At 71.7% G+C, this 11,692-nt stretch carries 9 protein-coding genes and 1 pseudogene; 6 read left to right on the top strand and 4 right to left on the bottom strand.

The window, feature by feature from the left end:
- Positions 1-10: 10 nt before the first annotated feature.
- A pseudogene (locus tag ACH4OA_RS02645) lies at positions 11-691 on the bottom strand (polysaccharide deacetylase family protein); the annotation flags it as partial.
- A gap of 83 nt (positions 692-774) precedes the next feature.
- Positions 775-1,470 carry a glycoside hydrolase family 11 protein gene (locus ACH4OA_RS02640; protein WP_365881600.1) on the bottom strand — a complete coding sequence of 232 codons (696 nt, stop codon included), beginning with the start codon at positions 1,468-1,470 and terminating at the stop codon, positions 775-777.
- A gap of 366 nt (positions 1,471-1,836) precedes the next feature.
- Here ACH4OA_RS02640 and ACH4OA_RS02635 point away from each other — a divergent pair, with 366 nt between their 5' ends.
- Positions 1,837-2,922 (top strand): endo-1,4-beta-xylanase, encoded by a 1,086-nt coding sequence (locus ACH4OA_RS02635; RefSeq protein WP_397967283.1) that lies wholly within the window; start codon positions 1,837-1,839, stop codon positions 2,920-2,922.
- 205 nt (positions 2,923-3,127) lie between these two features.
- Positions 3,128-3,544, top strand: coding sequence for an ATP-binding protein (locus ACH4OA_RS02630; protein WP_365881596.1), 417 nt, complete (start codon positions 3,128-3,130; stop codon positions 3,542-3,544).
- Positions 3,545-3,597: 53 nt separating this feature from the next.
- Here the strand turns inward: ACH4OA_RS02630 and ACH4OA_RS02625 are convergent, their stop codons facing one another.
- On the bottom strand, positions 3,598-4,620 hold the full coding sequence (locus tag ACH4OA_RS02625) for a LacI family DNA-binding transcriptional regulator (RefSeq protein WP_397967280.1): 1,023 nt from the start codon (positions 4,618-4,620) through the stop codon (positions 3,598-3,600).
- A gap of 134 nt (positions 4,621-4,754) precedes the next feature.
- On the opposite strand from ACH4OA_RS02625, the gene ACH4OA_RS02620 reads away from it, so the two are divergent.
- Genes ACH4OA_RS02620 through ACH4OA_RS02605 form a run of 4 tightly spaced genes read left to right on the top strand, consistent with a single transcriptional unit; the run spans position 4,755 to position 10,216 of the window.
- Entirely contained in the window at positions 4,755-6,056 is a 1,302-nt protein-coding gene (locus tag ACH4OA_RS02620) for an ABC transporter substrate-binding protein (protein WP_397935403.1), read from the top strand.
- Positions 6,057-6,063: 7 nt separating this feature from the next.
- Entirely contained in the window at positions 6,064-7,020 is a 957-nt protein-coding gene (locus tag ACH4OA_RS02615; RefSeq protein ID WP_365881590.1) for a sugar ABC transporter permease, read from the top strand.
- The gene (locus ACH4OA_RS02610; RefSeq protein WP_397967278.1) at positions 7,017-7,835 is read left to right on the top strand and encodes a carbohydrate ABC transporter permease; all 819 of its coding nucleotides are present in this window, start codon (positions 7,017-7,019) and stop codon (positions 7,833-7,835) included. Before ACH4OA_RS02615 ends, ACH4OA_RS02610 begins: the two co-directional genes overlap by 4 nt.
- Positions 7,832-10,216, top strand: coding sequence for a glycoside hydrolase family 3 N-terminal domain-containing protein (locus ACH4OA_RS02605; RefSeq protein WP_397935401.1), 2,385 nt, complete (start codon positions 7,832-7,834; stop codon positions 10,214-10,216). The genes ACH4OA_RS02610 and ACH4OA_RS02605 overlap by 4 nt, the downstream gene beginning before the upstream one ends.
- 52 nt (positions 10,217-10,268) lie before the next feature.
- Here the strand turns inward: ACH4OA_RS02605 and ACH4OA_RS02600 are convergent, their stop codons facing one another.
- Positions 10,269-11,636, bottom strand: coding sequence for a cellulase family glycosylhydrolase (locus ACH4OA_RS02600; RefSeq protein ID WP_397967276.1), 1,368 nt, complete (start codon positions 11,634-11,636; stop codon positions 10,269-10,271).
- Between the last annotated feature and the right edge of the window lie 56 nt (positions 11,637-11,692).

Below are 11,692 nucleotides of genomic sequence, written 5' to 3'. Positions count from 1 at the left end.
GACCGCGTCAGGGCGCCACGGCGCGGCCGGTCTGCGGCGAGATCCGGCCGGCGCACAGGCCCTTGGCCGACAGGGTCTGCGCGATGCGCGGGATGGCGGCCAGGGTGTTGGCCGGCCACTCGTGCATCAGGATGATCTGGCCGTTGGACAGCCGGGACACGGCCTGCACGATCGCGTCGGTGCTCGCGCCGTTCCAGTCCTGGGAGTCGACGTCCCAGATGATCTGCCGCAGCCCGTACTTGGCCTCCACCGCCTGGACGGTGGCGTTGGTCTCCCCGTACGGCGGCCGGAACAGCTGCGGGGTGCCGCCGCCGGCCGCCGCGATCGCCTGCTGGGTGCGGGAGATCTCGGAGTCGGTCTGCGCCTGGCCGAGCTGGGTCAGGTGCGGGTGGGTGTAGCTGTGGTTGCCGATCCACATACCGGCGTTGGCCTCGGCCCGGACCTGGGCCGGGTAGGCGGCGGCGAACTGGCCCTCGTTGAACACGGTGGCCCGCAGGCCGCTGAGCCGCAGGGCGTTGAGCAGGGCCGGGGTGTGGTCGTTGGACGGGCCGTCGTCGAAGGTGAGCCCGACGTACCCGGAACAGGCGGCGGCCCGCGCCGGGGTGGCGTGGACGGCGGAGGTGACGGTGCCGGCCACGGCCGTGGCCGCGACGGCCAGGGCGGTGAACAGGGAACGGGATGCGGCGCGCATGCGGGGGTCCTCTCGGAGCGGGCGTGACCGCGGTGGGGGGAGGGGAGGGAGGAGCGGACGGGACCGGGGACGGGACCGGAAGGTCAGCCGCTCACCGTGATGTTGGAGTAACCGCTGCTCTGGTAGCCCTCGGTGGCGAGGATCATGTAGTAGTTGAAGCTGCCGAGGGGCATGCCGACGCGGGCCCAGGCGTCGAAGTGGTTGCCGGTGGTGATGGCGCCGCCGGTCCGCTTGGACTGCCGGACGCTCCAGTACTGGTTGAAGGTCCTGGTGCCTTCCACGGACGGCGCGTTGTACCGCGTCGTCTGGTAGATGTCGTAGGTGCCGCCGTCGCTGGTGACGGTGCCCTTGTACGTGCCGGTGGGCCGGTAGGTGCCCCAGTTGTCGACGATGTAGTACTCGACCAGCGGGTTCGAGGTCCAGCCGTACAGGGCCAGGTAGGCGTTGCCGGACGGGCCGAAGCTGCCCGAGTACTGCACGGTCCGGCGCGCGCCGTTGCTCCAGCCCTTGCCGGCGACGAAGTTGCCGCAGTTCGTCCACGACGTGCTGTAGTTGCCGCCGGAGTTCAGGGTCATCGAGACCGAACCGCCGCCGTCGGTCCAGAAGGAGTAGTAGAAGCCGTTGTTGGTGCCGGTCTGGTTGGTGGTGATGGTCGTGGCGGCGTGGGCGGGGCCCGGCAGCAGCAGCCCGGACGCGGTGCCGGCCGCCGCGAGGGCGCCGGCGCGGCCGAGGAAGCCCCTGCGGCTGATCGGGCGGGAAAGGGCGCGGTCCATGTCCATGCTTCCTCCAGGGTGAAAGCGGGTGGGCGGAACGCCCGGTGCGGGACGGCGGCGCGGGGCATGACGGCGAACACCGTTCACTTTGTCATGCTCGCGCCATACGGCTCGACGGGGCCGTCCCTCGCCGGGGGAGGGCTCGATTGCTGGAGAGTATGCGGCGGAGCCGAAACAGCGGTCAATCCGTCTGTTTCCGAAACTTCCTCGAAACTTCGATGGCATCCACCCGCAGTAGGGTCGAAAATTTCGGAGTCCCAGCAAGGTTGCGGGACTTCTTGATCTCCTCCGTGGTTGACGGGCCCCGGGTGGCTGTCTAGCGTGACGCAACGCTCGTTCGGCTGTCCGAATGTTTCGATACCGGGAGTCCTCGTGTCCCTGCCCCGCCTCGCCGCGGCTGTCGCCACCGCCGGCTGCCTCGCCGTCCTGCCGCTCGCCACCGCCGGCCCCGCGGGCGCGTCGGGCGGCCCCGGCGTACCGGACCGCCCGCTGCGGCAGCTCGCCGCCGACGACCGGCTCCGGATCGGCACCGCCGTCGACACGTCCGCGCTCGCCGACGACGCCGACTACCGCCGGCTCACCGGCGCGCAGTTCTCCACCGTCACCCCGGAGAACGTGATGAAGTGGGAGGTGACCGAGCCCCGCCAGGGGGAGTACGACTACGCCGCCGCCGACCGCCTGGTGGACTTCGCCCACCGGCACGGGCAGAAGGTGCGCGGCCATGTCCTGGTCTGGCACAACCAGCTCCCGTCCTGGCTCACCTCCGGGAACTTCACCGCCGACCAGCTCCGCGAGATCCTGCACCGGCACATCACCGACACCGTCCGGCACTTCAAGGGCCGTGTCTGGCAGTGGGACGTGGTCAACGAGGCGTTCAACGACGACGGCACCCTGCGCGACAGCATCTGGCTGCGCGAGCTGGGCCCCGGCTACATCGCCGACGCCTTCCGCTGGGCCCACGAGGCCGACCCGCACGCCCTGCTCTTCTACAACGACTACAACACCGAGTGGACCGGACCGAAGAGCGACGCCGTCTACGATCTGGTGCGCCGGCTGCGTGCCGAGGGCGTGCCCGTCGACGGCGTCGGCTTCCAGGGGCACCTCGGCATCCAGTACGGCCTGCCCACCGGCATGGCGGCCAACTTCGCCCGCTTCGACCGGCTGGGCCTGGCCACGGCCGTGACGGAGGCGGACGTCCGCATGGAGATGCCGGCCGACGCGGAGAAACTGGCCACCCAGGCCGAGGGCTACCGTCTGCTCCTCGACGCCTGCCTGCGCACCCGGCACTGCGTCTCGTTCACCGTCTGGGGCTTCACCGACAAGTACTCCTGGGTTCCCGGCACCTTCCCCGGCGAGGGCGCGGCCAACCTGTACGACGAGGACTACCGTCCCAAGCCGGCCTACCGGGCCCTGCAAGCGGAGCTGACGGGCCGGGCCCGGCCGGCGTCCGCCGGGTAACGCGGGCCGTCCGCGCCCCGAACCCGCCCATCCGCCGGGCCCGCGCCCGTCCCGGTGAGCCGTGCCCGCACGGTGTCCGCCCGCCCCGGTGTGCCCCGCCGATGGCGGGCGCGCCCGGTTCCGGCGGCCCTGCCGCGGCCTACCGCGCCGTCCCGCGGGTAGCCGCATGGACGGAGACGGCCAAGTCGGACAGACAGGGAAGACCGTGGACGGACGTTCGCTTCGCGCGGTGGGCTGGGCACGCTCGCTGCCGCTCAACAGTCAGGTCAAGACGGCACGGGACTGGGCGCGGGCCCACCTGGACGAGCTGGGCTGGACCAGCTCCGCCCCGGACACGGCGGACGACGTGCTGCTCGTCGTCTCCGAACTGGTCACCAACGCGCACGTGCACGCGCACAGCAACGCGCAACTGGTGATGTCCTGGGACACCGACTGCCTGCACATCGCGGTGCACGACACCTCACCGGTGCTGCCCGAACCCCGCAACCCCGGCGTCCTCCAGCCCGGCGGGCGCGGCATGCTGCTGATGGACGCCCTGGCCGACAGCTGGGAGGCCCGGCACTGCCCGCACGGCAAGACCGTCCTGGCCTGTTTCCGGCCACCCGCTGGCGCGAACGCCTGACCCGGCGTACGGCCCCGTCCGCGCCCCGCGGGCACCCTGGCGCCGAGCGGCGTTCAGTCCGCCGCCGGGGGCGCGGTGCTCTGACGTACCACCAGATGCGTGGCCAGTTCGATGCGCAGCGCCGCCTTCCTGGGGTCGGTGGGGCGCAGCAGCATCCGGGCCGCCTCTTCGGCCATGCGCTGGAGCGGCTGCTGCACCGTCGTCAGCGGCGGGCTCGACCAGCGGGCCGGAGGCACGTCGTCGTAGCCCACCACCGACAACTGGCCGGGCACGCTCAGGCCCAGCACCCGGGCCGCCTCCAGGACGCCCAGCGCCTGCAGATCGCTGCCGGCGAAGATGGCCGTCGGACGGTCCGGCCGGCGCAGCAGGTCCATGGCGTGTTCGAAGCCGCCCTGGACGTGGAAGTCGCCGAACCGCACCAGCCGCGGGTCCGGTTCGTGGCCGGCCATCGCCATCGCCGAGCGGTAGCCGTCCAGCCGGGCCAGCGAGCACATCAGGTCCTCGGGGCCGGTGATGATGGCGACCCGCGAGTGCCCCTGGTCGGTGAGGTGGCGGGTGGCGGCCACCCCGCCGGCCCAGTTGGCCGAACCGACGGAGGGGACGTCGGGATCGGGGTCGCCCGCCGGGTCCACGATGGCGAACGGGATGGCCCGGGACCGCAGTTGGCGTTTCACGTCCTCCGGTACCGTCGAGAAGACCAGCAGCACGCCGAGCGGCCGGCGGCGCAGCACACCCCCGATCCACTCCGGTCCGGGAGCCTGCCGGGTCCCGCTCTCGGTGAGCGCCACGGTCGCGTCGTTCTGCTTGGCGACGTTCTCCACCCCGCGGATCAGCTCCATCGCCCAGACGCTCTCCAGCTCGTGGAAGACGATCTCGATGAGCGGGGCCTGCGGCGGTCCCACGGTCCGCCGGCGGTAGCCGTGCACCTCCAGCAGACGCTCGACCTTGGCTCGGGTCGCGGTGGAGACATCCGAACGACCGTTGAGAACCTTCGAAACTGTCGGAAGCGAGACGCCGGCCTCTCTGGCCACGGCTGCCAAGGTGACTCTACGACCGACCTGGGCTTCTTCGCGCATGGACGCAGCATAGGCCACGACGCCGGGTAACGGTTTGGCTGCGTAACTGCACGACCGTTGACCATTTCTCCCCGCGCCTCCTACTGTCCAGCCGCAGGACTTTCGGCTCTTATACCGAAACTTTCGGAAGGCGGATGACCATGCGTACACGGATGCCCAGAGTGGTCGCCTGCGGCGCGACGCTCGCCCTCGCGGCGACGCTCGCCGCGTGCGGGAACGGAAGCGGCGGTTCCGGCGACGACGGCAAGATCCATGTGCTCGTCTACGGGGACGCCGGGAACAAGGTGGAGCGGCAGATCGTCGACACCTTCAACAAGACCTCGGACGTCAAGGCCGTCCTCGACACCATCCCCGGCGCCGACTACCAGCAGAAGCTCCAGACGATCATCAATACACCGCAGGCGCCGGACGTCTTCTTCAACTGGGGCGGCGGCAGCATCCAGCCGTTCGTCAAGGCCGGTCTGCTGCTGCCGCTGGACGACTTCGTCAAGAAGGACCCGAACCTCGACGACAAGTTCCTGCCCAGCGTCTACAACAGCGCCGTCATCGACGGCAAGCCGTACGGCGTCCCGATGCGCGGCACCCAGCCGGTGCTGCTGTTCAGCAACAAGAACGTCCTCGCCAAGGCGGGCGTGAAGCAGCCGCAGACCTGGGACGAGCTGCTGGACGCCGTCAGGAAGCTCAAGTCCGCGGGCGTCACGCCGATCGCCCTCGGCGGCGGCGACCAGTGGCCGACGCTGATGTGGTTCGAATACCTCTACGACCGCGTGGCCGGCCCGGAGCTGTTCCAGAAGGCCCTCGGCGGCGACAAGGACGCCTGGGCGAGCCCGGACAGCAAGAAGGCGCTCGGCATGATCAAGCAACTGGTCGACGCCGGCGCGTTCGGCAAGAACTACGACTCGGTGAAGTACACCAACGGCGCCTCGCCCGCGCTGGTCGCCCAGGGCAAGGCCGGCTTCGAGCTGATGGGCTCCTGGTACTACTCGCAGCAGCAGGAGGACGCCAAGGACTTCGCCGCCAAGGGCCTCGGCTACAGCACGTTCCCGACCGTCCCCGGCGGCAAGGGCGCCCCGACGAACGTCGTCGGCAACACCAACAACTTCTACTCGGTGCTGAAGAAGACCAAGCATCCCGAAGCGGTCGCCAAGTTCCTGAAGCTCATGTACTCCGACCAGTTCGTCGAGGCGCAGCTGTCCATCGGCAACCTGCCCACCACCACCAACACCCCGCAGTTCCTTCAGAAGTCGGCCAACCCCGCGTACTCCCGCTTCCAGTACGGCCTCGTGGCCAAGGCCAAGTCGTTCCAGCTCTCCTGGGACCAGGCCTACCCGCCGTCGGCCATGACGCCCATCCACCAGGCCGTCCAGCAGTTCCTCAACGGACAGTTCGACGAGGACGGCTTCATCAAGGCCATGCAGGCCCTCCCGACCGAATGAACCGCTCATGACCACACAGCTCACGAGCGCCCCGCCCGCCGCCGCGGCCACCAAGAAGGCCCGGCGGCGGCCGGAGGACTCGTACACCGCCCACGGCACGCGCCCCGGATTCCTCTGGGCGCTGCCCGCCACCGTGTTCTTCGCCCTCTTCGCCATCGCACCGCTGATCATGGTCGCGGTGCTGTCCTTCATGAGCTGGAACGGCCTGGGATCACCGCAGTTCGTCGGGATGGACAACTGGCACCGCATCCTCGACGACCCCGTGATGATCAAGAGCATCTGGCTCACCCTGCTGCTCACCGCCCTGGGCGTGGCCCTGCAGACCCCGCTCAGCATCCTGCTCGGCGTCTGGGCCGCCGGACACCAGCGCAACCGCGCCGTCCTCTCGGCGATCTACTTCGTCCCGCTGCTGCTGTCCTCCACCGCCGTATCGGTGCTCTGGCGGGCGCTGCTCGACCCGAACTTCGGCATCCCCGCGCGGATGACCTGGCTGTTCGGCGACGGCAACCTGTTCGGTGAGCAGGCCTCGGCCATCGGGGTGCTGGCCTTCGTCAGCACCTGGCAGTTCACGCCGTTCCACACGCTCATCTACCAGGGCGCCGCCCGGGCCATCCCGCCGGTGCTGTACCAGGCGGCCGAGATCGACGGCGCGGGCCGCTTCCGCCAGTTCTTCCACATCACGCTGCCGCAGCTGCGCAACTCGGTCGTCACCTCGATGATCCTGATGATCGCCGGCGGGCTCACCACCTTCGAGACCGTGCTCATCCTCACCCAGGGCGGACCGGGCACCGACACCACGATCAGCGCTTATTACATGTACCAGAAGGCGTTCAAGGGCTTCGACTTCGGAGCGGGTTCGGCCATCGCCCTGTGCCTGGTCGTCGCCGCCACCATCGTCTCGCTGGTCGTGGTCCGCGTCTCCGGCTACGACAAGATGCGCAGCGACATGGAGGGCGTGTCATGAGGCGCCGCCCCAACTACCTCGCCGGCACCGGCTCGATCGTCTGGCTGGTCCTCGTGGGCCTGCCGCTGTACGTGCTGCTCGCCGCCACCCTGCGCACCCGGCAGGACTACGCGAAGAACGGCCCGGTCTCCTTCCCCGGCGACTTCACCCTCGACAACTACACCGGGGCGTTCGACTCGGGCTTCGGCGAGTACTTCCTCAACACCATCATCGTGACCGTCTGCGTGGTCGGGGTGGTGCTGCTGCTCGTACCGCCGCTCGCCTACGCGATCGTCCGCAACCGCAGCCGTGTCACCTCGCAGGTCTTCCGGCTGTTCCTGCTGGGCCTCGCCATCCCCGCCCAGGCCGTCATCGTGCCGATGTTCTACCTGATCAGCGAGGCGGGGCTGTACGACAACCTGCTCGGGGTCATCCTGCCCACCGCCGCGTTCTGCCTGCCGATGTCGGCACTCATCCTCAGCGGCGCCATGCGGGACATCGCCCCGGAGCTGTTCGAGGCGATGACCATGGACGGCGCCAGCCCGCGGCGGATGTTCTTCCAGCTCGTCGTGCCGCTCTCGCGCGGCGGCCTGTCCACGATCGTGGTGTTCTCCGCGCTCCAGGCGTGGAACGGCTTCCTGTTCCCGCTCGTCCTGACCCAGTCCGACTCGACCAAGGTGGTCACCCTCGGTCTGTACAACTTCCAGACCGAACACGGCGTCGACATCCCCGGCCTGCTGGGAGCCGTCACGCTGTCCATGGTGCCCGTCCTGCTCGTCTACCTGTTCGCCCGACGGTCCCTGGTCCAGGGTCTGATGGGCATGGGAGGAAAGTGACCGCCAACGTGGCCGTAGAGACCACCCCCGAGATCCCCCTCTGGAACGACCCGGCCCAGGACATCGGCACCCGTGTCCGCGCGCTGATCGACGCGATGACCCTGGAGGAGAAGACCGCCCAGCTGTACGGCGTGTGGGTCGGCGCGTCCGACGAGGGCGGCGAAGTAGCGCCGCACCAGCACGACATGGAGGAGGCCGTCGACCTCGACGCCCTGCTCCCCGCCGGTCTGGGCCAGCTGACCCGCCCGTTCGGCACGGCGCCCGTCGATCCCGCGCTCGGCGCGCTCTCCCTGCTGCGCACCCAGACCCGGATCACCGCCGCCAACCGCTTCGGCATCCCCGCGCTGGCGCACGAGGAGTGCCTGGCCGGCTTCGCCACCTGGGGCGCCACCGCCTACCCCGTCCCGCTGTCCTGGGGCGCCACCTTCGACCCGGACCTGATCCGCCGGATGGCCGCCGCCATCGGCCGCGACATGCGGTCCGTCGGCGTCCACCAGGGCCTCGCGCCCGTCCTGGACGTGGTGCGCGACGCCCGCTGGGGCCGGGTGGAGGAGACCATCGGCGAGGACCCGTACCTCGTCGGCAGCATCGGCACCGCCTACGTCCAGGGACTGCGGTCCGCCGGTGTCGTCGCCACCCTGAAGCACTTCGCCGGCTACTCCGCCTCCCGCGCCGGCCGCAACCTCGCGCCCGTCGCCATGGGCCCGCGCGAACGGGCGGACGTCCTGCTGCCGCCGTTCGAGATGGCCGTACGCGAGGGCGGCGCCGACTCCGTCATGCACGCCTACACCGACACCGACGGGATGCCCTCGGCGGCCGACGAGGACCTGCTCACCGGACTGCTGCGGGACACCTGGGGGTTCGACGGCACGGTCGTCGCCGACTACTTCGGCATCGCCTTCCTCAAGACCCTGCACGCCGTCGCCGGCGACTGGGCACAGGCCGCGGCCACGGCCCTGCGCGCGGGCGTCGACGTGGAACTGCCCACCGTCAAGACGTTCGGCGCGCCGCTGACCGAGGCCGTCGCCGCGGGCCGGGTACCGGAGGCGCTGATCGACCGCGCCCTGCACCGCGTGCTCGCCCAGAAGGCCCGGCTCGGCCTGCTCGACGCCGGCTGGGACCCGGTGCCGGCCGCCCTGCGCGGAGCGGACCTGGACGACCCGGACGCGCTGCGCGGCACCGTCGACCTGGACAGCGCCGGCAACCGGGAACTGGCCCGGACCGTCGCCGAGGAAGCGGTCGTCCTGCTGCGCAACGACGGCACCCTGCCGCTCGGCCGGCCCCGCCGCATCGCCCTGGTCGGCCCCAACGCGACCGCGCCCACCGCCGTACTGGGCTGCTACTCCTTCCCCCAGCACGTCGGCGTGCACCACCCGCAGACCCCGCCCGGCATCGACCTGCCGACCCTCGAGGACGCCCTCGGACGGGAGTTCCCCGACGCCGAGCTGACCGTCGTCCAGGGCACCGGCATCGACGACGGGGACGTGTTCGGCATCGCCGAGGCCGTCGGCACCGCGCGCCGGGCCGACGTCGTCGTCGTGGCCCTCGGCGACCGCGCGGGACTGTTCGGCCGGGGCACCAGCGGCGAGGGCTGCGACGCCGAGTCCCTGGCCCTGCCCGGCGCCCAGCAGCAACTGCTCGACGCGCTGCTCGACACCGGTACGCCCGTGGTGGCGGTCCTGCTGTCCGGCCGGCCCTACGCCCTCGGCCGGGCCGCGGACGAGGCCGCCGCGCTCGTGCAGTCCTTCTTCCCCGGAGTGGAGGGCACCACCGCCATCGCCGGCGTGCTCAGCGGCCGCACCAACCCCTCCGGCCGGCTGCCCGTCAGCGTGCCCCGGGACACCGGCGGCCAGCCCGCCACCTACCTCGGGGCGCGGCTCGCCCAGGCCAGCGACGTGTCCAGCATCGACCCCACGGCGGCCTTCCCGTTCGGCCACGGCCTCTCCTACACGTCCTTCGACTGGAGCGGCCTGACGGTGGACCGGCCGGAGACGGACACCGGCGGCGCCTTCTCCCTCTCCTTCACCGTGCGCAACACCGGGGAGCGGGCCGGCACCGAAGTGGTCCAGCTCTACCTGCACGACCCGGTCGCCTCCGTCGTCCAGCCGGTGCAGCGGCTCATCGGCTACGCCCGGGTGCCGCTCGCCGCGGGGGAGGCCCGCCGGCTGCGGGTCACCGTCCCGGCCGACCTGGCCTCCTTCACCGGGCGCGACGGGCGCCGGGTGGTCGAACCGGGCGAGCTGCACCTGCGTCTGGCGGCGTCCAGCACCGACGTCCGCCTGACCGCGACGGTGACCCTGACCGGCCCCGAACGCCACGTGGACCACACCCGCCGGTTCCACGCGGACCTCGTACAGGAGCCGGCCGGCCCCGCCGTCTGACCCGCGGCGATGCGATCCGGCCCGTCCCTCCACGCGGGGGACGGGCCGCCGGTCAGCCGCGCCTCACGGTGACCGTCACCCACGCGCCCGGAGCCGCCAGGACCCGGGCCCGGCCGGGCGTACGGCCCACCACGCGCGCCGCGCCGTCCGCCGTGATCCGCCAGCGGCCCGGCGGCAGGGACAGCCCGGTCACCCGGGAGCCGTGCGACGCGGCGCGGTACGTCAGCCGGTACACGCCCGCCCCGGAGTCGTACCCGGCCGACCGGACCGTGCCCGCCACGGCCTCGGCGTACGGCTCGGCGGTCAGCTCCTTGTGGGGGCGGAAGGCGCCCGCGCCGTCCACCGCGCAGTACCCGCCGCCGTAGCACCACACATAGCCCGCCCAGCCGGACGCGTAGCGGCCCAGGGAGGCCAGCGCGTCCCGGTAGAAGAGGCTCATGTGCGGCAGCGAGCTGTCCGGCGGGCCCCACTCGCCGACCACCACCGGCACCCGGTACCGCCGCGGGTAGACGGTGACGGCCCGCTCGTACGCCGCGATCCAGCCGGCCCCGGGGTCGTAGTCGGCGCCCGCCTCCATGGCGGTGTCGTAGAAGTGCGGCGCGTACACGACCCGGGGATCGTGGACGCGGCCGAGGCCGGTCGGCACGCCCTCGCCGACGACCGGGGTCGGCTCCACGAACAGCCAGGCGTCCGGGTCGGCGGCTCGGACGGCGCCGGCCAGCCGGTCGTACATCGGCGTGAGCTGGTCGCGTTCGATCCGGCGCGCGGCCGTCGCCAGATCCTCGCCGGGCCGTTGCTCGCCCATCGGCTCGTTGAGCAGGTCGTAGCCGAGCACGGCCGGGTGGGCGGCGAAGCGGGCGGCCAGGGTGTGCCACATCCGCGCCTGGGCGCGGCGCAGGTCCGGGTCCTCGTAGAGATGGGTGAAGGCGCGCTGCACGGCGGGTTCGAAGTACTCGGCGAACCAGTCGTCCGGGTGCGCGGTGAACGGCAGCCCGTCGGTCCTGGTCGCCCACCGCGGTATCCCGCGATGGCCGAAAGCCGGCCCGAAGACGTCCTGGTGGGCGTCGAGGACGACCTTCACGTCATAGCGCTCCGCCCAGTCCAGGACGCGCCCGATCCGGCGCAGATAGCCCCGGCTGTACCGCCCCGGACTCGGCTCCAGGTCGTCCCAGAAGACCAGCAGCCGGGCGAACCCGAAGCCGTGGACCCGCAGGTCGCGCAGATGGCGCTCGGTGATCGCGGACAGGGCCTGCTCGCCCCGGTGCGCCTTGTCCTCGATGTTCCAGCCGCGCAGTGTGAGCACCCGCCCGTGCCGGTCGGTGAGCGGCGGGATGCCCGGCCCGGCATCCTCGGCGCGGCCGGTGGCGGGGGCCAGCAGCGCGGCGACGACCGCGCCCGCCGTGAGCAGTGCGCGCAGCACGGGACACCTCCGGGACGGTGGGACCGGATCGGGCTTCCTGGACTCGTTCCTGCCGG

The organism is Streptomyces sp. NPDC017095, from assembly GCF_044332325.1.
Classification (GTDB): Bacteria; Actinomycetota; Actinomycetes; order Streptomycetales; family Streptomycetaceae; genus Streptomyces.
The sequence above is the reverse complement of the archived record's forward strand: the minus strand, read 5'-3'. Positions and strand labels throughout refer to the sequence as shown.